The 20,111-nt window shown below is 60.4% G+C and carries 21 protein-coding genes; 12 read left to right on the top strand and 9 right to left on the bottom strand.

Annotation, left to right across the window (positions count from 1 at the left end):
- Window positions 1–17: 17 nt before the first annotated feature.
- The 3 genes from pstA to ACSQ16_RS18070 all read right to left on the bottom strand — a co-directional run bounded on the left by pstA (window position 18) and on the right by ACSQ16_RS18070 (window position 2,941).
- Window positions 18–968: a phosphate ABC transporter permease PstA gene (pstA, locus tag ACSQ16_RS18080; RefSeq protein ID WP_243262034.1), complete on the bottom strand. Its 951-nt coding sequence runs from the start codon at window positions 966–968 to the stop codon at window positions 18–20.
- A 1-nt stretch (window position 969) separates the two neighbouring features.
- A complete protein-coding gene (gene pstC / locus ACSQ16_RS18075) occupies window positions 970–1,902 on the bottom strand; it encodes a phosphate ABC transporter permease subunit PstC (protein WP_243262035.1) in 933 nt (310 codons plus the stop codon).
- 67 nt (window positions 1,903–1,969) lie between these two features.
- The gene (locus ACSQ16_RS18070; RefSeq protein ID WP_243262036.1) at window positions 1,970–2,941 is read right to left on the bottom strand and encodes a PstS family phosphate ABC transporter substrate-binding protein; all 972 of its coding nucleotides are present in this window, start codon (window positions 2,939–2,941) and stop codon (window positions 1,970–1,972) included.
- Window positions 2,942–3,335: 394 nt separating this feature from the next.
- Here ACSQ16_RS18070 and phnD point away from each other — a divergent pair, with 394 nt between their 5' ends.
- The 4 genes from phnD to phnE (ACSQ16_RS18050) all read left to right on the top strand — a co-directional run bounded on the left by phnD (window position 3,336) and on the right by phnE (ACSQ16_RS18050) (window position 6,792).
- Window positions 3,336–4,292: a phosphate/phosphite/phosphonate ABC transporter substrate-binding protein gene (gene phnD, locus ACSQ16_RS18065; protein WP_243262037.1), complete on the top strand. Its 957-nt coding sequence runs from the start codon at window positions 3,336–3,338 to the stop codon at window positions 4,290–4,292.
- Between the two features lie 69 nt (window positions 4,293–4,361).
- Window positions 4,362–5,183 (top strand): phosphonate ABC transporter ATP-binding protein, encoded by an 822-nt coding sequence (gene phnC / locus ACSQ16_RS18060; protein ID WP_093927773.1) that lies wholly within the window; start codon window positions 4,362–4,364, stop codon window positions 5,181–5,183.
- Window positions 5,180–5,983 (top strand): phosphonate ABC transporter, permease protein PhnE, encoded by an 804-nt coding sequence (phnE, locus tag ACSQ16_RS18055; protein WP_243262038.1) that lies wholly within the window; start codon window positions 5,180–5,182, stop codon window positions 5,981–5,983. The genes phnC and phnE (ACSQ16_RS18055) overlap by 4 nt, the downstream gene beginning before the upstream one ends.
- Window positions 5,980–6,792 (top strand): phosphonate ABC transporter, permease protein PhnE, encoded by an 813-nt coding sequence (gene phnE / locus ACSQ16_RS18050; protein ID WP_243262039.1) that lies wholly within the window; start codon window positions 5,980–5,982, stop codon window positions 6,790–6,792. Before phnE (ACSQ16_RS18055) ends, phnE (ACSQ16_RS18050) begins: the two co-directional genes overlap by 4 nt.
- Before the next feature lie 147 nt (window positions 6,793–6,939).
- Here the strand turns inward: phnE (ACSQ16_RS18050) and leuB are convergent, their stop codons facing one another.
- The 4 genes from leuB to leuD all read right to left on the bottom strand — a co-directional run bounded on the left by leuB (window position 6,940) and on the right by leuD (window position 10,818).
- Window positions 6,940–8,046: a 3-isopropylmalate dehydrogenase gene (gene leuB / locus ACSQ16_RS18045; RefSeq protein WP_067939242.1), complete on the bottom strand. Its 1,107-nt coding sequence runs from the start codon at window positions 8,044–8,046 to the stop codon at window positions 6,940–6,942.
- A 68-nt stretch (window positions 8,047–8,114) separates the two neighbouring features.
- Window positions 8,115–9,083 carry an endonuclease/exonuclease/phosphatase family protein gene (locus ACSQ16_RS18040; RefSeq protein ID WP_317406352.1) on the bottom strand — a complete coding sequence of 323 codons (969 nt, stop codon included), beginning with the start codon at window positions 9,081–9,083 and terminating at the stop codon, window positions 8,115–8,117.
- 23 nt (window positions 9,084–9,106) lie between these two features.
- A complete protein-coding gene (locus tag ACSQ16_RS18035) occupies window positions 9,107–9,937 on the bottom strand; it encodes a hypothetical protein (RefSeq protein WP_093927778.1) in 831 nt (276 codons plus the stop codon).
- Between the two features lie 275 nt (window positions 9,938–10,212).
- Window positions 10,213–10,818, bottom strand: a complete 606-nt coding sequence (gene leuD, locus ACSQ16_RS18030) for a 3-isopropylmalate dehydratase small subunit (RefSeq protein ID WP_243262040.1) — start codon at window positions 10,816–10,818, stop codon at window positions 10,213–10,215.
- Window positions 10,819–10,897: 79 nt separating this feature from the next.
- Here leuD and ACSQ16_RS18025 point away from each other — a divergent pair, with 79 nt between their 5' ends.
- Window positions 10,898–11,113, top strand: a complete 216-nt coding sequence (locus ACSQ16_RS18025; protein ID WP_067268510.1) for a DUF2945 domain-containing protein — start codon at window positions 10,898–10,900, stop codon at window positions 11,111–11,113.
- A gap of 38 nt (window positions 11,114–11,151) precedes the next feature.
- On the opposite strand, the gene leuC is transcribed toward ACSQ16_RS18025, so the two are convergent.
- Window positions 11,152–12,558: a 3-isopropylmalate dehydratase large subunit gene (gene leuC, locus ACSQ16_RS18020; protein WP_243262041.1), complete on the bottom strand. Its 1,407-nt coding sequence runs from the start codon at window positions 12,556–12,558 to the stop codon at window positions 11,152–11,154.
- Window positions 12,559–12,836: 278 nt separating this feature from the next.
- Here leuC and ACSQ16_RS18015 point away from each other — a divergent pair, with 278 nt between their 5' ends.
- The 3 genes from ACSQ16_RS18015 to rlmH all read left to right on the top strand — a co-directional run bounded on the left by ACSQ16_RS18015 (window position 12,837) and on the right by rlmH (window position 15,242).
- Window positions 12,837–14,192 (top strand): mechanosensitive ion channel family protein, encoded by a 1,356-nt coding sequence (locus ACSQ16_RS18015; RefSeq protein ID WP_243262042.1) that lies wholly within the window; start codon window positions 12,837–12,839, stop codon window positions 14,190–14,192.
- A gap of 184 nt (window positions 14,193–14,376) precedes the next feature.
- Window positions 14,377–14,748 (top strand): ribosome silencing factor, encoded by a 372-nt coding sequence (gene rsfS / locus ACSQ16_RS18010; RefSeq protein WP_067631153.1) that lies wholly within the window; start codon window positions 14,377–14,379, stop codon window positions 14,746–14,748.
- A gap of 23 nt (window positions 14,749–14,771) precedes the next feature.
- On the top strand, window positions 14,772–15,242 hold the full coding sequence (rlmH, locus tag ACSQ16_RS18005) for a 23S rRNA (pseudouridine(1915)-N(3))-methyltransferase RlmH (RefSeq protein ID WP_243262044.1): 471 nt from the start codon (window positions 14,772–14,774) through the stop codon (window positions 15,240–15,242).
- 12 nt (window positions 15,243–15,254) lie between these two features.
- Here rlmH and ACSQ16_RS18000 read toward each other — a convergent pair whose 3' ends face one another.
- On the bottom strand, window positions 15,255–15,611 hold the full coding sequence (locus ACSQ16_RS18000; RefSeq protein ID WP_093927784.1) for a hypothetical protein: 357 nt from the start codon (window positions 15,609–15,611) through the stop codon (window positions 15,255–15,257).
- A gap of 184 nt (window positions 15,612–15,795) precedes the next feature.
- On the opposite strand from ACSQ16_RS18000, the gene ACSQ16_RS17995 reads away from it, so the two are divergent.
- From ACSQ16_RS17995 to glcF, 4 genes are read left to right on the top strand one after another with little or no spacing between them, the layout of a single operon-like run.
- Window positions 15,796–17,247 carry an FAD-linked oxidase C-terminal domain-containing protein gene (locus tag ACSQ16_RS17995; protein ID WP_243262046.1) on the top strand — a complete coding sequence of 484 codons (1,452 nt, stop codon included), beginning with the start codon at window positions 15,796–15,798 and terminating at the stop codon, window positions 17,245–17,247.
- On the top strand, window positions 17,244–18,359 hold the full coding sequence (locus tag ACSQ16_RS17990; protein WP_243262047.1) for an FAD-binding protein: 1,116 nt from the start codon (window positions 17,244–17,246) through the stop codon (window positions 18,357–18,359). Before ACSQ16_RS17995 ends, ACSQ16_RS17990 begins: the two co-directional genes overlap by 4 nt.
- A complete protein-coding gene (locus ACSQ16_RS17985) occupies window positions 18,356–18,724 on the top strand; it encodes a hypothetical protein (protein ID WP_243262049.1) in 369 nt (122 codons plus the stop codon). The genes ACSQ16_RS17990 and ACSQ16_RS17985 overlap by 4 nt, the downstream gene beginning before the upstream one ends.
- Window positions 18,725–18,737: 13 nt before the next feature.
- Window positions 18,738–20,066: a glycolate oxidase subunit GlcF gene (gene glcF, locus ACSQ16_RS17980; RefSeq protein ID WP_435988575.1), complete on the top strand. Its 1,329-nt coding sequence runs from the start codon at window positions 18,738–18,740 to the stop codon at window positions 20,064–20,066.
- The last annotated feature ends 45 nt before the right edge of the window (window positions 20,067–20,111 follow it).

Below are 20,111 nucleotides of genomic sequence, written 5' to 3'. Positions count from 1 at the left end.
GTGGTATCCGTCATGGGTCAGTTCCTATAGCCTTGGCGCAGTCGATAGCGGATCCAGATCGCGATCCCGTTGAGCGAGAAAGTCAGCGCGATCAGAACCACGCCGGTAGCTGCGGCAGCGACGTGGAATTCCGCTTGTGGGCGCGAGACCCAGTTGAACATCTGGATCGGCAGCACGGTGAAACCGTCGTTTAGCCAAGCGAATGAGATGAATGGGAATTCGCCGGTCACCGGAGCAGGGGGAAGAAAGGCGATGAAGGTCAGCGCACCGATGGTAATGATTGGTGCTGTTTCGCCAATGGCGCGGCTCAGCCCGACGATGGCACCCGTCAGGATGCCTGGGCGGGCGGCAGGGATGATATAGCTCCACATCACCTGCCATTGATCTGCCCCAAGCCCGTAGGCGCCCTCTTTGATGATCCGGGGGATCGTGCGCACCGCCTCGCGGGTTGAAACGATGACGATCGGCAGGATCAACAGGGCCAATGTCATCCCTGCGACAAGGATCGTCTTGCCCAAGCTAAAGCCATAGACAAACAGGCCCAACGCGAGCAGGCCATAGATGATCGACGGCACCCCAGCGAGGTTTGATACGTTGATCTCAATGAAATTCGACAGCCACCCTTTGCGGGCATATTCCTCAAGATAGAGCCCCGCGCCAATGCCGATGGGGATGGCGAGAAATGCGGTCACCAGCATCACCAGCAATGAGCCGACCCATGCCGATAGAATGCCCGCCCGTTCAGGCAACCGAGAGGGGTAGCTGGTTAAGAAACCATAGTCGATGCGCGTGGCGCCGCGAATGACCAAATCCCCAATCAGCGCCAGCAGCAGCGTCATGGCCAGCGCCATAACAACAAGCCCGCCGGTGGCGAAAAGGATGTCTTTTTGCTTGGCCTTGCGAACGGCATCAAAGGCGGTTTGGTTGGTGGTTGCGGCGCTCAACGCGCCTTTGGTAGTCGTGCTCATCTCAATACGCCTCGCGGAATTTACGGCGCAGATAGAAGCCGATGATGTTGAAAAGCAGCGTGATGACGAAAAGCAGCAATCCGACGGCAAAGATCGACTGATAGGCGATCGAACCATGGGCCACGTCGCCGAGGCTCATCTGCACAATATAGGCGGTGATGGTCGCGGCCCCTTCGCGGGGATCCCATGTCAGGTTCGGGTTCTGCCCTGCCGCGACAGCCAGCACCATGGTTTCGCCCACCGCGCGTGACATCCCAAGAATGAAGGCCGCAGTGATACCGGAAAAGGCACCGGGAATGACGATCCGTGTGGCCACCTGCCATTTCGCCATACCCAGCCCATAGCCGCCTTCGCGCAGGCTGTTGGGCACGGCGCGCATCGCGTCTTCGCTGACAGAAACGACGTAAGGCAGGATCATGATGCCAAGTATGATGCCCGGCACCAACAAATTGATGCCTTTCAACCCAGGAACGAAGCCCTGCAAGAAAGGTGTCATGACCAAAAGGGCGAAATAGCCATAAACCACCGTTGGCACGGCCTCCAACATCTCTAGCGCAGGTTTGATCGTTTCGCGCACTGCGGGCCGCGCATATTCGCTGAGGTAAATCGCCATGATCAGGCCGAAGGGGACGGCGATTGCCATTGCCAGCCCTGCGGTTTGCAGCGTCGCAGCCAAGAGCGGCAGCACGCCAAATTGAGGGTTGGCAAATACCGGCGTCCACATTGTGCCGAAGAGGAAATCAAACAACGGGACATTCGCGAAAAAGTCCCAAGAGTCGCGGACCAGAACAAAGACAATGGCCGTGGTCACAAAGACAGACAGGGCCGCGCAAAGGAACAAAAAGGTCTTCATACCGCGCGCGATCCATTTTCGGCGTCGGACGAAACCGCTTTGGATCAACTCGGCAGAGGTGGGGATGGAAGAATTAGGCACGCGTGTCCTCGTTCGGTCGTGAAGAAATGCGCGGCGGACCCAGCGGCCCGCCGCAAAGGCGCGATGCTTAGTTCGCCGCCAGAAGATCGTCAGGTGTCACGCCAACCTTGGAGCCGCCGTCAAAGAATGAGCCGGTCTTGCGGGCCGCAATCTTTTTTTCCGCTGCGGTAAAGGCCGCTTCGGGAAGTGCGAGGTAGCCGGTGGAGGATACCAAATCGATGGCATGGGCCGGATCGAAGAAGAACTTGGCGAAATCCTCGACATTCGGCATCTCATCAAGGTGGGCTTTGTTCACATACATGAACAGCGGCCGCGTCAGCGGCTGGTAGGTGCCCGATGCTGCATTCTCGGTCGAAGGCTCAACACAATCGCCGCCGTTGTAGGAGATTTCCAAAGGCTTCACGCGGCCGCGGTTTTCTTCGACATAGGCTAGACCAAGAAAGCCGATGGCATCGGGGTCGGTCGACACACCTTGAATAGTAATGTTGTCATCCTCGGTCGCAGTGAAATCCCCGCGCGAAGCACCTTCTTCACCGATCACAGCAAAGGTGAAATAGTCATAGGTGCCTGAGTCTGTGCCTGCCCCGAATAGGGTCAGCGGCTGATCCGGGTATTCCGTATTCAACTGGTTCCAGTTATCGATCTTGCCCTGCGCTTCGGTCTCATAGGCTGTCTTCAGCTCTTCGATGCTCATACAGGTTAGCGGGTTTTCTGGGTTTACGATGACGGCAAGCGCGTCCATCGCGACCGGCATTTCCAGAAACTCGATGCCGTTTTCCGCGCAAAGGTCGGCTTCTTCGGTTTTGATTGGGCGCGAGGCACCCGAGAAGCTGGTCTCGCCACGGCAGAATTTCTTAAAGCCGCCGCCGGTGCCGGAAACACCGACCACCACGCGGTTGCCAGTTGCGATTTGGTATTCTTCGGCAAAGGCTTCGGACACCGGAAAAACCGTGGAAGAGCCGTCAACCTGGACGGCGTCTTGGGCGAAAGCCATACCCGGCAAAGCAAGGGCAAGGGTGGTGAGGGATAGAGTACGCATGAGCAGATATTCTCCTGTCGATGTTTGCAGCTCAGCGTCGGGCTAACGAAAGTTTGTTTCAGTTTTGTGAATTCATGAAATATTGAATTGAAAAATTTATAAACAGAACTGGCCGAGGGAAAAATCGCCATTTTCATGCATTGCCGTTCATTTTGGCACCTGTGCTTTGATCGTAATACAACGCCGCTGGAAGAGTTCCTGAATGTGAAGTTTTTGTAAAAAAACGGTTTTTTGGCGAATTCGCGCTACGGTGAGCTTGATAAATCTACTCTACGTGAAATAACAAAATGACTGCGCCCAATCTGGCGTGGTCACGCGCCTCGCTGTTCGGCAGGGCGCGGGAAGACTGCCATTTTCCTTACGCGGCACCGACCGCACATCCGACGGAGATATCATGTCCCTTCTTTCCAATAGCATCGCAGGCGCAACCATCGCGGCCTTTTGCGCCGTACCGGCTATGGCTGAATTTCAACTTGGAGAGCGTTATTCTGACGCGGATGGCGACTTGATCGCCGACATCCCACAAGATGCCGCTGATCAGATCGATCCCTCGACACTTATCTTCGCCTATACCCCGGTCGAAGACCCTGCCGTTTACGCTGATGTTTGGTCTGAGTTCCTTGCGCATATGAGCGAGGTTACCGGCAAAGAAGTGCAATTCTTCCCCGTTCAGTCGAACGCTGCGCAGATCGAAGCGATGCGCGCAGGTCGCTTGCATGTTGCGGGCTTCAACACCGGCTCCAATCCGTTGGCCGTGGCCTGTGCAGGCTTTCGCCCCTTTGCCATGATGGCGGCGGAAGACGGCTCTTTCGGTTACGAAATGGAGATCATCACGCATCCGGGTTCTGGGATTGAAGCTGTCGAAGACATCAATGGTGGCCAAATGGCCTTCACTTCCGAGACTTCGAACTCAGGCTTCAAAGCGCCCTCCGCGATCTTGAAAGCCGATTTCGGCATGGAAGCGGGCAGCGATTTTGAGCCTGTCTTCTCTGGCAAACACGATAACTCGATCCTTGGCGTCGCCAACAAAGACTACCCCGCAGCGGCGATCGCCAATTCGGTCAAGGCGCGCATGATTGAGCGTGACGTTGTCACCGAAGACCAAATGAAGGTGATCTATACCTCGCAGACTTTCCCGACCACGGGTTACGGCACCGCCTACAACCTCACACCGGCCCTGCAGGAGAGCATCCGCGAGGCGTTCTTCTCCTTTGACTGGTCCGGCACCGGCCTTGAAGAAGAGTTCGGCAAGAACGGCGAAGCGCAGTTTATCGACATCACCTTCAAGGAAGATTGGGCCGTGATCCGCAAGATCGACGAGGCCAACGGCGTCGCATACGACTGCCAATAAACACTTCTGACGGAAAACCAGTCAGGCGGCCTGTGCGCCGCCTGACCATCTTTATCGAAAGCCCCATTCATGCTTGAACTCAGCTCCGTCTCCAAGACCTATCGAACTGGCGACGCCGCCTTGTCAGATGTCTCATTGCAAGTGCCCAAAGGCCAGATCGTGGGGCTGATCGGTCCATCTGGCGCTGGCAAATCGACGCTTATCCGCTGCATCAACCGGCTGGTGGAGCCGACCGCGGGTGACATCGTTCTTGGCGGCAAGAGCCTCGTGTCGCTGGGTGGGCGCGATTTGCGTCGACAGCGCCGCCGGATCGGCATGATCTTTCAGGAATACGCTTTGGTCGAACGGCTGACGGTGATGGAGAACGTTCTGTCCGGGCGGCTTGGCTATGTCCCCTTCTGGCGGAGCTTTCTCCGCCGCTATGAGGGCGCGGACATTCAGCGCGCTTATCAATTGCTTGATCGGGTTGGTTTGCTCGCCCATGCCAATAAACGCGCCGATGCGCTCTCGGGTGGTCAGCGCCAACGGGTCGGCATCGCCCGCGCCTTGGCCCAAGACCCTGATTTGCTGTTGGTGGATGAACCCACAGCGAGCCTTGATCCCAAGACCAGCCGCCAGATTATGCGCCTGCTGACCGAGATCTGCGCAGAGCGTAACCTACCCGCCATCGTCAACATCCATGACGTCCCGCTTGCGCGCCAGTTCATGCAGCGCATCGTCGGGCTGCGGGCCGGCACGGTTGTCTTTGATGACGCCCCCAGTGCCTTGACCGAGGACGCGCTGACCGAGATCTACGGCGCCGAAGATTGGGACGCCATGCGTAAGGGCGACGATGAGCAGGCCGAAGCCGAAAGCGACGCCCTGCGCCAGCTTGCCGAGGTCGGCGCATGACCGCGCAGTACCCCACCACTTGGCGACGACCGCATCAGATCGTTCCCGACCGACGGCTCCGCATTGCGCTGCAAATCGGGGTGCTTGTGTACCTTGTGCTGGCCTTCAGCACGGTTGAGGTAAACTGGCAGCGTGTCACCGAAGGGATGGAACGTGGGCAGCGATTCATCATGGGGTTCCTACAGCCTGATTTCACCAGCCGTTGGCGCGACATCAGCCAAGGGTTGATCGAGAGCCTGACCATGACTTTGACCTCTACGGTCGTAGGCGTGTTGATCTCTGTGCCCATCGGGATTGGCGCGGCACGCAACCTTGTGCCACGACCAGTCTATCTGGTCTGCCGCGCCATCGTTGCGGTAAGCCGGTCCCTGCAAGAAGTGATTGTGGCGATCTTCCTTGTCGCGATGTTCGGCTTTGGCCCCTTTGCTGGCTTCCTGACACTGACCTTTGCCACCATTGGATTTATCGCCAAGCTGTTAGCTGACGACATCGAAGAGATCGACGAAACCCAAGCAGAAGCGATCCGCGCTACCGGGGGGACCTGGTTTCAACTGCTGGACTACGCCATCAAGCCGCAGATCATGCCGCGACTGATTGGCCTGTCGCTTTATCGGCTCGACATCAACTTCCGTGAAAGCGCGGTGATCGGCATCGTTGGCGCGGGCGGCATCGGCGCCACGCTGAATACTTCGATTGACCGCTACGAGTACGACAGTGCAGGGGCGATCCTGCTTATCATCATCGCGATTGTGATGGTGGCCGAATATAGCTCCAGCTATCTCAGAAAGTTCCTGCAATGAGCGACATTTCAATGCTTCCGGTGGACTGGTGCCTGCGCAGCCGCGCCAAGCGGATCGCGATCTGGATGGGCTGGCTGGCGCTTGTTGCACTTTTTGTGTGGTGCTGGCAGATCATGACAGAAACCACGATCTGGGCCTTTGTCTGGGACGCGCCGCGTCAGGCGCAGGACATTGGCGGGCGCATGTTGCCGCCTGAATGGGGCTACCTGCCCGAGCTGATGCAGCCACTCTGGGACACGCTGAACATCGCGACTCTTGGCACCATTGGTGGCGTGATCATGGCCGTGCCGGTCGCCCTGCTGGCGGCCCGCAACACCACGCCTTCGGCGACCTTCCTGCGGCCTATCGCGCTGTTCATCATCGTGGCCTCCCGGTCAATCAATTCGCTGATCTGGGCGCTGTTACTGGTGACGATTATCGGCCCCGGATTGCTGGCTGGCATCATCGCCATCGCCCTGCGCTCCATCGGCTTCATCGGCAAGCTGTTCTACGAGGCAATTGAGGAAACCGATCCCAAGCAGATCGAGGCGATCCAGGCCACGGGTGCCGGCCCTGCGCAGGTTTTAACATATGGGGTGGTTCCGCAGGTCATGCCCGCTCTCTGGGGTATTTCGGTTTTCCGCTGGGACATCAACATCCGCGAAAGCGCCATCCTCGGGTTGGTGGGCGCGGGCGGCATCGGGCTGAAGCTGAACGCCTCAATGGCGATTTTGGCCTGGGATCAGGTGGCGGTGATCCTGCTGCTGATCCTTGCGACTGTGGTTGTGAGCGAATGGGTCTCAGCCGTGATCCGCCGCACTATTATCTAATCAAGACCTGACGTAAGCGGCGATTGTCGAGCGGCCCCGTATGTGTGGGCAGGGGGCGCTGCCCCCGCAGCCTTCGGCTGCTCCCCCGAGGGTATTTAAGAAAGAATGAAGGGGGAAGGGGCAGGGCGTGAACCCCGCCGCGGTTCTTTAGAGGCTCGCGTCGAGCGCTTTGAGGATCGCGTTGCCCATTTCCTCGGTCGTGATGGGGGTGCCGCCTTCGGGGCCCATCAGATCGGGGGTGCGGGCGCCGTCGGCCAGTGCCTGTTCGACGGCTTTTTCCAGACGTGCGGCTTCTTCGCCTTGGTCGAAGGAGTAGCGCAGTGCCATGGCGAAGCTGAGGATACAGGCGATCGGGTTGGCTTTGCCTTGACCTGCAATATCGGGGGCGGAGCCGTGGACGGGCTCGTAGAGGGCTTTGGGCCGGCCATCGGCATTGGGCGCGCCGAGGCTGGCGGAAGGCAGCATACCGAGGCTGCCGGTAAGCATGGCGGCGCAGTCGCTGAGGATGTCGCCGAAAAGGTTATCGGTGACGATCACGTCGAACTGCTTCGGCGCGCGGACCAGCTGCATGGCGCCGTTGTCGGCATACATGTGGCTAAGTTCGACATCGGGATATTCAGCGTCACGGACCCGTTGGGTGACTTCGCGCCACAGGATGCCGCTTTCCATGACGTTGGCTTTTTCCATGGAGCAGACTTTGTTGCCCCGGCGGCGGGCGAGTTCAAAGGCGGAGCGGGCGACGCGCTCGATCTCGCTTTCGGTGTAGCGCTGTGTGTTGATGCCGACGCGCTCGTTGCCTTCCTCGAAGATGCCGCGCGGTTCGCCGAAATAGACGCCTGAGGTCAGTTCGCGCACGATCATGATGTCGAGGCCCGCGACGATGTCTTTTTTCAGCGAGGAGAAATCGGCCAGCGCGTCAAAGCATTGTGCTGGGCGCAGGTTGGAGAAAAGGTCCATCTCTTTGCGCAGACGCAAAAGGCCACGTTCGGGTTTCACGGAGAAATCGAGGTCGTCGTATTTTGGACCGCCCACCGCGCCTAAGAGCACCGCGTCGACTTCGAGAGCCCGGGCCATCGTGTCGTCGTGCAGGGGGGTGCCGTGTTTGTCATAGGCGGCACCGCCGACCAGATCATGCTCTACGTCGAAGGCCAAATCTCGCTTTTCGCCGAACCAATCGATGATGCGCGTGACCTGCGCCATGACCTCGGGGCCGATGCCGTCGCCGGGAAGGATGAGCAAGGATGGGTTGGCCATGGGGAACTCCTGAAAATACGATTGCTGATGGGTAGCCTGCGGGTTCCGGAGGGTCAAGATAGCGGGGCCTAGCGGGTGAGGTCGACCCAGACGAGGGCATGGCGGCTGGCGGCGTCACCCTGAGGCCAGATGAGGCCAGCGTCGAGCACCTGCCAGTCGCGGGAGGGCAGGACATAGTCGACACGCATCGGGCCGGTTTGTGACCAGCTGGCTGTGGGGTGTTCGGGAAGCGGGTCTTGCAAGGCGGGGTGGGCCAGCAGGGCGGCAATGGCTTTGCCGCGACCGTCGCCGCGGGTGGGATCAAGGTTGGCATCGCCGAGGAGGATGAAAGCATCTTGGGGCGGGGTGCCGATCTCTCCGGCTAGATGGTGCACCCAAAAAGCGGTTTCATCACGGTTGCGCCGGCCATTGCGGTCTTCGGGGCCGTCGAAGACAGGCGGGGTGGCGTGGTATGTCAGCAGGGTGATGGGGCCGTTGGGTGTCTGGATAGGTAGGGACCAGTGGCTGTTGGACGACAGGCGCTGCGTGGCGTGCGCCTCGGTTCCGGCGAAGGGGGTGCCGTCGATGATCGGGTAAAGTGATCCGGGGAGGTCGCGCCAGAGGAGGGTGCTGAAGTCTTGGAGCTGCGCCGTCATGATCGGGTAGCGCGAGAGGATGGCCATGGCGCCTTGGCCAAAGAAACGGCCGTAACCTTGCGCGTCGCGGGGGCCGCCGCGCTTGCCATCGCCGTCTAGGTCGACACCGCTTTGACGGCCTGCATTGGGCGGCGCGGCGAAGTGGTGTGGGTAGGGCGCACCAGCAGCGGTGAGGGCATCGGCGAGGGCATTAAGGGCGCTGAGTTCGAGATCGTAGTCGATGCCTTGGAGGGCGATGATATCGGGATTGGCAGCGGTGATGGTTTGCACCACCGATGCGATGCTTGGGTCATCATCGCGCAGGATATCGCGCAGCAGAATGCCGGGCCCTTTGCGTGAAAGTTCGGTGTTGAAGGTGGCGATGCGCAACGGCTCGGCCTGCGCGAAACTGGCCAGCAGCAACAGCGCTGGCAGCAGCAGCCGGATCAGGCGGCCTGCATATGCGCTTCGGCATAAGCGCGGCGGCGTTTGTCGTGGATCATCTCGGCCACGCGCCCCATGGCGATGCCCCGCATGATCATACTGGCCGGAAGGAATGCCCATGCGCTTATTGTCCAGATCATGGTTTGCGGATTGCTCAGTGAGATTGGATCTAGCAGATCGGCAGTGGCTTTGACCACTGCGGGGATGATGAAGGGCAGCAGGAAGCCAAGCGCGATGTTGATCCGGGCGTCGCGTTGCAAGCGGTAGAGCACGTCGCCACCTGCAGTCGGATCAAAAAGCGGCAAGTTTACCCAAACGTTAAATGCACCATGGCGGGCGGGCCAGCCCATGACGCGCACCAAGACCACGAAGGTTGCTAGTGCGATGAGCGAAACGAGATAGGCCAGCCCCGCTGCCGTGCGGATCAGATTGACGGACTCATAGGGCGCATCGGCGGGCATCATTAGCACTACGAGCCGTACCGGAGAATAGGGAAAGTCGAGCGCATTGCCCAAGATCGTGCCGAGTGAGGCCAGCGCGCCTGTCAGCAGAGTGGGAGTGACTTGGCCCCGTGCGATCAGCGACAGCACGACTATGGTAAAAAGCAGGCTGATAAACCGCAAGCGATTGAACGGCGGCGCATCTCGGAATTCGACGATGCTAGGCTGGCGCGAGTTGTACTCTAAGAACGTTAAGATTGCCGCGACAAAAGCGAGAAGCACGGTGATCTGGCTCGATTCCGCATCGGCTCCCGGCAAAAGCAGGGCAGGGGTGGCTATCAATAGCGCCACCAATAGGCCACGCGTCGCCGCGCCTGTCATACGTCCGATCACTGCTCTGCCCTTTCAAACTGGCCAGCCGCGATACATTGCCGCGTGCTTGTTCCAACTTGATGACCCCGGTTTCTGGGGATCGCCTCATTCTTGTCCAATTTTTGCCTTCTTTCCGAGCGCGCCTCAAGGCTCCGCGTGGAGAACAGCAGGGTTATGGGGTATTTTGAGGGAAAGGGTGGTGCGATCTTGCATCAATTAGATGGCGGTTTAATGGCAAGTCGCAACATCTTGTGGGCACTGAACTGGCGCCCACAAGTTTAGTATGGAAGCTGCTCTTAGACCCAAGGACGGCTTTGGCCGAGCGAATCCTCATAGCTGTCGATCGCCGCGCCCTTCTCAAGCGTCAGACCGATGTCGTCCAGGCCGTTGAGCAGGCAATGCTTTTTAAATGCATCGACTTCGAAGGGGAACTTCTCACCGTCCGAAGTGGTGACAGTCTGGCCTTCCAGATCAATAGTCATTCGCGCGTTGGAGCCCTTCTCGGCGTCTTTCATCAGCACGTCGACTTGCTCTTGCGGGAGAACGATCGGCAGGATGCCGTTCTTGAAGCAGTTGTTGTGAAAGATATCGGCAAAGCTGGGTGCGATGACGCAGCGAATGCCGAAATCCTTGATCGCCCAAGGGGCGTGTTCGCGCGAAGAGCCGCAGCCGAAGTTGTCGCCCGCCACGAGGATCTGAGCGTCGCGGTATTGCGGTTGGTTCAGCACGAAATCGGGGATTTCGTTGCCTTCGCGGTCATAGCGCATTTCGTCGAACAGGTTCACGCCAAGGCCGGAGCGTTTGATCGTTTTGAGAAAGACCTTGGGGATGATCATGTCGGTGTCGATGTTCACCAGCGGCATGGGGGCTGCGGTGCCGGTGATTTCTGTAAACTTTTCCATCGGGGTATCCTTCGGAGAGTGCGGGAACCGCGCTGCTGAACGGCGCGTTCTAAGCAAATGGGTATCAGGAGGGCATGGCATGTCGTACCAAACCGGCACGAAAGTAGAGTGGGACTGGGGCAATGGCACCGGGACCGGCAAGATCGTCAAGAAATACACGCAGAAGATCACGCTGAAGCTGCAGGGCAGCGAGGTGACCCGCAAAGCGAGCGATGACGAACCGGCCTATAAGATCGAACAGGACGACGGCAGCGAAGTGCTGAAGTCCGGCAGCGAGTTGCGCAAGGCCGACTGAGCCCTGCGCAACGCGCCCGGTATCCACGTCCCGGTCGGTCACGCCAATTCGCGCACGTCGGTCAGGTGACCAGTGAGAGCCGCCGCCGCGGCCATGCCGGGCGATACGAGGTGCGTGCGGCCTTTATAGCCCTGACGCCCCTCAAAGTTGCGGTTTGACGTGGCCGCGCAGCGTTCGCCGGGGGCGAGCTGGTCGGGGTTCATCGCCAGGCACATGGAGCAGCCCGCCAGACGCCATTCGAAACCGGCCTCGCGGAAAATATCTGCCAGCCCTTCTTCCTCGGCCTGTGCACGTACCAGACCGGAGCCGGGCACGACCATCGCACGCAAACCATCTTTGATCTTTTTGCCTTTCAGCACCGCGGCGGCAGCGCGAAGGTCTTCGATGCGGCCATTTGTGCACGACCCGATAAAGACCGTGTCGATCTGGATGTCGGTCAGTTTCTGGCCGGGCTTCAGGTCCATATATTCCAGCGCACGTTTCACCGCGTCGACCTTGCCGCCTTTGAAGTCTTCGGGCGCAGGAACGACCGAAGTGATCGGCAGCACGTCCTCGGGCGAGGTGCCCCAAGTCACAACCGGCGCAATGTCTTCGCCTTTCAGCGTCACGACCTTGTCCCAATGGGCGTCTTCGTCAGAGAAGAGGGTCTTCCACCAGTCCATCGCCGCTTCCCACTGGGCACCCTTCGGCGCATGGGGACGGCCTTTACAGTATTCGAATGTCTTTTCGTCCGGCGCGATGAGGCCCGCGCGTGCGCCGCCTTCAATCGCCATGTTGCAGACGGTCATGCGGCCTTCCATCGACAGGTCGCGGATCGCTTCGCCGCAATATTCGATGACATAACCGGTGCCGCCGGCGGTGCCGGTCTTGCCGATGACCGATAGGGTAATATCCTTGGCGGTCACGCCGGGGCGCAGTTTGCCGGTGATCTCGACCTTCATGTTCTTGCCCTTGCGCTGGATCAGCGTCTGGGTGGCGAGAACATGTTCGACCTCCGATGTGCCGATGCCATGCGCCAGCGCGCCGAAAGCGCCGTGGGTCGCGGTGTGGCTGTCGCCGCAGACGACGGTCATGCCGGGCAGGGTCCAGCCCTGTTCGGGGCCGACGATATGCACGATGCCTTGGCGGACGTCCGAGACGGGGTAGTAGTGCACGCCGAACTCGCGCGCGTTCTTATCCAACGCAGAGACCTGAATGCGGCTGTCTTCGGTCATCGCGGCGGGGTCTTCGCGGCCCTCGGTGGTCGGCACGTTGTGATCCGGCACGGCGATGGTCTTGTCCGGTGCGCGGACGGTGCGGCCCGACATGCGCAGCCCTTCAAAGGCTTGCGGGCTGGTCACTTCGTGGACGAGGTGACGGTCGATATAAAGCAAGCAGGTGCCGTCATCGGCTTCGTGGACGACATGGGCGTCCCAGATTTTATCGTAAAGCGTCTTGGGGGACATGATGGTCCTCTCCCGTGGTTTGGAATGGCTAAGGGTCTGGCTGAGAGGGCTGGCTTATAGTCGCGCCAGAACGCTATGCGTCGCGCCGAAAAAGCGTTCGCGCAGACGCGCACGGTCGCAAAGATCAAACACCAGTATCATGGGGCCTTGGATATAGACCCTGAGCGAGTCTCGCAAGGTGGCATCGTGGGGCGGTGTGCGGGGCAGGTCGCGCGGCGGTTCTTGCTCTGGCGAGGAGCCTGTGCAACCGTGATCTTCCTGAGTTGCAAAGGCCGTACATGATCCCTGAGTCCCACCCTTTCTCGAACTTCCTTCTATCGCTTCAGGCTTTGTTTGATGGGGTGCTCGGCTTTGGTGAAAGCGTCCTGAGCCCCGGTTGGCGGCAGAACCAGATTTTGATCTTGCTGGCCTTGGTTGCGCTGGCGTGGATCCTGCATCGGGTCACCGGCGTGATGCTGCAAAACTGGGTCCGCTCGCGCGAAGGGTGGTCCAAGTGGCAGTTGCGGGTGGTGGTGCAGGTCAAGCGACGGCTGGGGCTGATGTGGTTCGCGCTGCTGGCGGGGCTTTTGTATCAGGTGATGCAGAACGTCACTTGGCCATCGCGGTCGTATCTCATCGGCTTGGCGGCGACACTTGCGGCGATCTATGTCGGCATCGCCTTTGCCGCGCGTCTGGTGCGCAACCGCCCGCTGCGACGCATGGTGACATGGGGGCTGTGGATCTACGCCACGCTCTACATGCTTAATGTCGCCGATGATGTGGCGGTGTTTCTGGATGGCGTGGCGCTGACCATCGGTGAATTCCGGCTTTCGGTGCTGACCGTTCTCACCGCGCTGGTCGTGGTAGGCGCGTTGTTGACCATGGCGCGGCTGGTGAGCACCACCACCGCCGCGACGATCCGCAAGAACGAAGACATCAGCCCTTCCATGCAGGTGCTGGCCGTGAAGGGGGTGCAGATCCTACTCTATGGTCTGGCGTTCTTCATCGGGGTGCGAGCCGTGGGGATCGACCTGACCGGGCTTGCAGTGCTGTCAGGTGCGATCGGTGTGGGCCTTGGTTTCGGCCTGCAAAAGGTGGTGTCGAACCTCGTCTCGGGCGTGATCATCCTGTTGGATAAATCGATCAAACCCGGCGACGTGATCAGTCTGGGGGAGACCTTTGGCTGGATCCAAACGCTCGGCGCGCGCTATGCGTCTGTGGTCACGCGCGACGGCAAAGAATACCTGATCCCGAACGAAGACCTGATCACCGGACAAGTGGTGAACTGGTCGCATTCCAATGACTTTGTGCGCCTCGATATCTATTTTGGCACGGCCTATTCGGATGATCCGCATGTGGTGCGCAAACTGGCCGTTGATGCGGCCAAGGGCGTCGACCGGGTGTTGAGCTATAAGGCGCCGGTCTGCCACATCGTAGGCTTTGGCGATTCGTCGGTGGATTACATCCTGCGCTTCTGGATCAAGGATCCGACCGGCGGGCTGACCAACATTCGCGGCAATGTCTATCTGGCGCTTTGGGATGCGTTCAAGGAAAACGACATCTCGATCCCCTTCCCGCAGCGCGAGGTGAAGATCATCGAAGACAGTGAATTGGCGCTCTCACGGGCCGCAGCGACGCAGAATTTGCCTGACTAAGCGGGGATTTGCGCCACGGTTGGCGCGGAACGCATAGGGTCCATTGAAAAATCTGGCCTATATCGCTAAATTAGGGGGGCTCGGCACCGGGGCAAGCGTTCAGCATTGGCGGTGCATTACGAAGGAGGACAATGTCCTGTCTCTTAACGTTGACGCAGCGCAGGCTGCTGACCATGGGGCCGCAATGACTGCTGCCTCGCAAATCGCAACCAGCGACGACCTGCTGGCGCTTATCCTTTCCTCGCTGAATGACGACAAGGCCGAAGACATCGTGCAGATCGATCTGCGCGGCAAAACGGCCATCGGCGACTATATGGTGATCTGCTCGGGCCGCTCCACGCGGCAGGTTTCGGCGATCTCGGAAAAGCTGGCACAGGCCGTCAAAGACGCCACCGGACGTACGTCCAAGATGGAAGGCCGCGAAACCGGCGACTGGGTCTTGATCGACACAGGCGACGTTGTTGTGCATGTCTTCCGCCCCGAAGTGCGTGAGTTCTACCAGCTCGAAAAGATGTGGCTGGGCGGCGAAGACGCGGCCGCGGTCATGCCGCACTGATCCCGCTTTCGCGGGACTAAGCCATGCGGGTACATATCTGCGCTATGGGCCGGCTTCGCGCCGGTCCCGAAAAATCTCTTGTCGATGACTATCTCACCCGGTTTGACCGGACCGGGCGCGGTCTGGGCCTTGGCCCTGCGCGCGTGGTCGAGATGGAAGACAAGAAAGGCGGTGGCATGGCCGCCGAGGCGGTGTTGTTGCAGCGCGCGATCCCCCAAGGGGCGGTGATCTGTGTGCTGGACGAACGCGGCAAGGTCGAAACTTCCCCCGCTTTCGCCGAACGTCTTGGCACATGGCGTGATGCCGGGCGGGGCGATTTGGCCTTTGTCATCGGCGGGGCAGATGGCATTGATCCCAGCCTGCGGGCGCAGGCGGATCACGCGCTGTCATTTGGCAAGATGGTCTGGCCGCATATGCTGGTGCGAGTGATGCTGGCCGAACAGCTTTACCGCGCGGCGGCGATCCTATCGGGCGGACCCTATCACCGGGTCTAGGCCCGTCTTGGCTTAGCGCAGTGGAACGCGGACGATTTCCGACGCCCAGCCATCTACACTGTCGCGCGCTTGAATGCTGACTTCGGTCACACCCTCGGGGATACGTACGCCCGACAGGGACCGGGTAAAGGGCTGTTCCTGAACATGTGGATGCGCCAGATTGCGCGTGCCCAGAGGTTTCCCATCGGGGTCAAGAACGCGCCAAGCGTCAGCATAGTGATCCCAACCGCTGTCGTTATGGCGGATGGTTACGTCAAACTTCCACAGGTCACCAAGTTGATCGACCCTGACATTCAAAATGGCGGGAGGATCGGCCAAGGCCGGTGTGGCAAAAGCCAATATGGCAAAGATGAGGCTGCGATTTAACATATGACACCACCTAAAATAACAAGCTTTATATAGAGCATTTGGCCGCGGTTCCAAGCTTGGCCGAACTTGGGCTGCGCAAATCACTGTGATACCGTGAATTCGTGGTGCAATTGCACCAAACACGCGGCAGACTGGTCAAACCCGCGCCACGATACCTATGCTGCGCGGTAGGGGGAGGATCGCGATGGACATGCCAAAACCAGATGCCGGTATCATTGCGCGCAAGGCGCGGATCGTTGCGCGGCTGCGCGCGGCCTTGCCGCAGGCCGCTGTGATCGACGATGTGCATGAGACTCGCGCCTATGAATGCGACGCGCTAACCGCCTATAAATGTCCGCCCCTCGTTGTCACCTTGCCTGCCAGCACCGAAGAAGTCTCGACCGTGCTGCGCATCTGCCATGAGGAAGGCGTGCCGGTCGTGCCGCGCGGGTCGGGCACCTCGCTTGCCGGTGGGGCCTTGCCCACGGCCGATAGTGTTGTGCTGGGGGTCGCCCGCATGGCCGAGGTGCTTGAGGTCGACTATGACAACCGGCTCATGCGGGTGCAGACCGGGCGCACCAACCTCAGCGTGACCGGCGCGGTTGAGGAGGATGGGTTTTTCTACGCGCCCGATCCCTCCAGCCAGCTGGCCTGCGCCATCGCGGGCAATATCGCAATGAACTCGGGCGGGGCGCATTGTCTGAAATACGGGGTCACCACCAACAACCTGCTGGGCGTCACGATGGTGATGATGGATGGCGAAGTGGTTGAAATCGGCGGCGGCTATATGGATGCAGGCGGGCTGGACCTTCTGGGGCTGGTCTGCGGCTCCGAAGGACAGCTGGGCGTGGTGACAGAGGCGACGCTGCGGATTCTGCCCAAACCCGAAGGCGCGCGGCCTGTGCTGATGGGCTTTGACGATAACGCCGTGGCGGGGGCCTGTGTCAGTGACATCATCAAGGCGGGTGTGCTGCCCGTGGCGATCGAATTCATGGACCGCCCCTGCATCGAGGCGACGGAGGCTTTCGCCCATGCAGGCTACCCGATGTGCGAGGCCTTGTTGATCGTTGAGGTCGAAGGCTCCGATGCGGAGATTCACCACCAGCTTGCGCTGATTACCGAGATCGCGCGGCGTCACAATCCGGTCGAACTGCGCGAAAGCACCAGTGCCGAGGAAAGCGCCGCCATCTGGCTCGGGCGAAAATCGGCTTTTGGCGCGATGGGGCAGATCAACGATTACATGTGTCTTGATGGCACGATCCCGGTGAACGAACTGCCGATGGTGCTGCGGCGCATTGCCGAGATGTCGGACAGCTATGGCCTTAAAGTCGGCAACGTCTTTCACGCAGGCGACGGCAATATGCACCCGCTGATCCTGTTTGACGCCAACAAACCCGGCGATCTGGAAAAATGCGAGGCCTTTGGTGCGGATATCCTGCGGCTTTGTGTTGAGGCGGGCGGTTGCCTGACCGGGGAGCATGGCGTCGGGATCGAGAAGCGCGATCTGATGCATGTGCAATATGCCGCGGCGGATCTGGAGGCGCAGTTGGCGGTGAAAGATGTGTTTGACCCGGCGTGGCTGTTGAACCCGGCCAAGGTCTTTCCTTTGGATGTCACGGAAGGGCGGCGCGGCAGCGGCGCATCGGTGGCTGCGTGACGATAACCTCAGAGACAGAATTGGTCGATGCGATCCGAGCCGCGCAAGCGCCCTTGTCCCTGCGGGGCGGCAATACGCGCGGCATGGCCGGGCCGGGGGCGGACCTGTCGCTTGCCGGATTGCGGGGCATCAGCCTCTATGAGCCGGGCGCGCTGACGCTGGTGGCGCAGGCAGGCACGCCGGTCTCCGAGATTGAGACGACATTGGCCGCCGAAGGGCAGCGGCTGGCCTTTGAACCGTCGGACCACCGCGCGCTTATGGGCTGCAGTGGCACGCCGACCATCGGCGGGGTCTTTGCCGCCAATGTCAGCGGCCCGCGGCGGCTTGCTGTTGGGGCCGCGCGGGATTTCCTGTTGGGTGTGCGCTTTGTCGATGGGCAAGGGAACGTCATCAAAAACGGGGGCCGGGTGATGAAAAACGTTACCGGCTATGATCTGGTAAAGTTGCTGGCCGGGTCGCGCGGAACATTAGGCGCGCTGACCGAAGTCTCGCTCAAGGTTTTGCCCGAACCGGAAACCAGCGCGACGCTTGTGCTTTGTGATCTGGACGACCCCGCAGCCATTGCCGCCATGGCACAGGCGATGCGCAGCCCTTTCGAGGTTACCGCAGCCGCCCATGACCCGGCACAGCGCCGAACGTATCTACGATTGGAGGGGTTTGAGACCTCAGTCACCTACCGCATCGGGCGGCTGAAGGATTTGCTCTCGGCAACCGGTGCCGCGCTTGAGAGTCTCGCGGCGAATCCCTCCGCGACCCTCTGGCGCGACCTGCGTGATGTAGCGGCCTTTCATGGGGCGGCGGGGGATGTCTGGCGGGTGCATTGCCGCCCGACCGTGGCCGCCGCGCTGGCGGCAAAGGCCGGGGCCGAGGCACATCTTTATGACTGGGCCGGGGGGCTGATCTGGTTGCGCATGGCCCCCGGCACCGACCTGCGCGCGCGGTTGGGGCGGTATGACGGTCACGCGACCCTATCGCGGGCCAATGACGTAGCGCAGGCACTGCCCCGGCAGGAACCTGAAGCGCCGGGCGTGGCGCGGTTGACGGCGGGGCTGAGGGCTAAGTTCGACCCGCGCGGTATCTTCAACGCCGAAGCCTTGGCGCTGGCCCCATGACATTGCTGCTGATCTTTCTCATCGTTTTTCTGATCGGCCCGTTTCTGTTCAAAGCGCTGGTCGCCATGCCACCCTCCCTGCAGGCCATCCGTGCCTTGGGGGCCGTGGTTCTGGCCGCCTTTCTGATCGCCATCGGCCTGCGCTACGGCTTCTTGCGCTATTGGAGCGACAGCCTGTGGTTGCTCGGAGCCGTGGCCCTCGCACTCTGGGCCGCTTGGATCGGGGTGATTGCGCTGGTGGTCCAAGCGCTCCGTCGCGCCGACCCGAGCCCCGCCATGCGCCGATGGAGCGGGGTTCTGGGGGCCGTGGGCACGACCGTTCCTTGGTTCGGTCTCGTCCTCGCCAATCTGATGCGCAGCACATAATTTCGGAGCATCCATGCAAACTACATTCACCCCCGAACAGTTGCAGGATCCTGACACGCAGCGCAGCAACGACATTCTGCGCGCCTGTGTACACTGCGGCTTCTGCACGGCGACCTGCCCGACCTATCAGGTCTTGGGCGATGAGTTGGACAGCCCGCGCGGGCGTATCTACCTGATCAAGGACATGCTTGAGAACGACCGCGACCCCGACCCAAAGACGGTTCAGCATATCGACCGTTGCCTCTCTTGCCTTGCCTGTATGACGACCTGCCCCTCGGGCGTGCATTACATGCATCTGGTCGATCACGCCCGTGCTTATATCGAGGAACGGTATAAACGGCCCATAGGCGAACGCGCGCTGCGTTGGATGCTGGCGCGGATCCTGCCCTATGCGACACGCTTTCGACTGGCGCTTTTAGGGGCCAAGATCGGGCGGCCCTTCGCCCGTCTGATGCCCGACGCCCGGCTGCGCGCCATGCTTGAGATGGCGCCAAAAACGATCCCCCCGGTCAGCCGCAATGACGATCCGCAAAGCTTCCCGGCTCAGGGCAAACCGCTGCGGCGTGTGGCCCTGATGACCGGTTGCGCGCAAAAGGCGCTGAACACCGATATCAATGATGCCACAATCCGGCTGCTGACCCGTGCGGGCTGCGAGGTGGTGGTGGCCGAAGGCGCGGGCTGTTGCGGCGCGCTGACCCATCACATGGGTAAAACCAATGAAAGCCACGCCCACGCCGCCCGCAACATCAGCGCGTGGTGTGCTGAGATGGACGGCAAAGGGCTGGATGCCATCGTGATCAACACCTCGGGCTGTGGCACCACGGTCAAGGACTACGGCCATATGTTCCGCAATGATCCGCTGGCCGAAGATGCCGCGCGGGTTTCGGCCTTGGCAAAGGATGTGACGGAGCTGCTCGCGGAGTTGGACCTGCCTTTCGCTGAACCTGCGGAGCAAGGCATGGTCGTCGCCTATCACGCGGCTTGTTCACTGCAACATGGGCAGCAGATCAAGGCCACGCCGAAAACGCTGCTGAAACAGGCGGGATTTACGGTTGTGGAGCCGGCGGACAGTCACCTCTGCTGCGGCTCGGCGGGCACGTATAACCTCATGCAGCCCGAGATTTCGGCCAAGCTTAAAGAGCGCAAGATCAAGACGTTGGAGGCGAAATCGCCGGATGTCATCGCGGCGGGCAATATCGGTTGCATGATGCAGATCGGCTCGGGCACCGGGGTGCCTGTGGTGCATAGCGTCGAACTGCTTGATTGGGCCTGCGGCGGGCCGAAACCGCCTGCACTCAGCCGTGATCCCGACGCGCCTGCGCAGGTGCCGCGTTTGCGTTAAGCCTGCGCCGTATTTTCGCCGCAACTCCCCTATATCCGCCAAAGT

Origin of the sequence: Sulfitobacter sp. SH24 (assembly GCF_965641895.1) — a bacterium.
Lineage (GTDB): Bacteria > Pseudomonadota > Alphaproteobacteria > Rhodobacterales > Rhodobacteraceae > Sulfitobacter > Sulfitobacter dubius.
This window is presented reverse-complemented; position numbering and strand designations above follow the sequence as displayed.

Coding starts and splice junctions, on each gene's coding strand:
- ACSQ16_RS18000 (WP_093927784.1), bottom strand. CDS start 15,611: ATGTTAAATCGCAGCCTCATCTTTGCCATATTGGCTTTTGCCACACCG.
- ACSQ16_RS17985 (WP_243262049.1), top strand. CDS start 18,356: ATGACATTGCTGCTGATCTTTCTCATCGTTTTTCTGATCGGCCCGTTT.
- ACSQ16_RS17995 (WP_243262046.1), top strand. CDS start 15,796: ATGGACATGCCAAAACCAGATGCCGGTATCATTGCGCGCAAGGCGCGG.
- leuB (WP_067939242.1), bottom strand. CDS start 8,046: ATGGCCAACCCATCCTTGCTCATCCTTCCCGGCGACGGCATCGGCCCC.
- ACSQ16_RS18015 (WP_243262042.1), top strand. CDS start 12,837: ATGATCCCTGAGTCCCACCCTTTCTCGAACTTCCTTCTATCGCTTCAG.
- leuC (WP_243262041.1), bottom strand. CDS start 12,558: ATGTCCCCCAAGACGCTTTACGATAAAATCTGGGACGCCCATGTCGTC.
- glcF (WP_435988575.1), top strand. CDS start 18,738: ATGCAAACTACATTCACCCCCGAACAGTTGCAGGATCCTGACACGCAG.
- phnD (WP_243262037.1), top strand. CDS start 3,336: ATGTCCCTTCTTTCCAATAGCATCGCAGGCGCAACCATCGCGGCCTTT.
- rsfS (WP_067631153.1), top strand. CDS start 14,377: ATGACTGCTGCCTCGCAAATCGCAACCAGCGACGACCTGCTGGCGCTT.
- ACSQ16_RS18070 (WP_243262036.1), bottom strand. CDS start 2,941: ATGCGTACTCTATCCCTCACCACCCTTGCCCTTGCTTTGCCGGGTATG.
- ACSQ16_RS18025 (WP_067268510.1), top strand. CDS start 10,898: ATGTCGTACCAAACCGGCACGAAAGTAGAGTGGGACTGGGGCAATGGC.
- phnE (WP_243262038.1), top strand. CDS start 5,180: ATGACCGCGCAGTACCCCACCACTTGGCGACGACCGCATCAGATCGTT.
- phnC (WP_093927773.1), top strand. CDS start 4,362: ATGCTTGAACTCAGCTCCGTCTCCAAGACCTATCGAACTGGCGACGCC.
- pstA (WP_243262034.1), bottom strand. CDS start 968: ATGAGCACGACTACCAAAGGCGCGTTGAGCGCCGCAACCACCAACCAA.
- rlmH (WP_243262044.1), top strand. CDS start 14,772: ATGCGGGTACATATCTGCGCTATGGGCCGGCTTCGCGCCGGTCCCGAA.
- phnE (WP_243262039.1), top strand. CDS start 5,980: ATGAGCGACATTTCAATGCTTCCGGTGGACTGGTGCCTGCGCAGCCGC.
- leuD (WP_243262040.1), bottom strand. CDS start 10,818: ATGGAAAAGTTTACAGAAATCACCGGCACCGCAGCCCCCATGCCGCTG.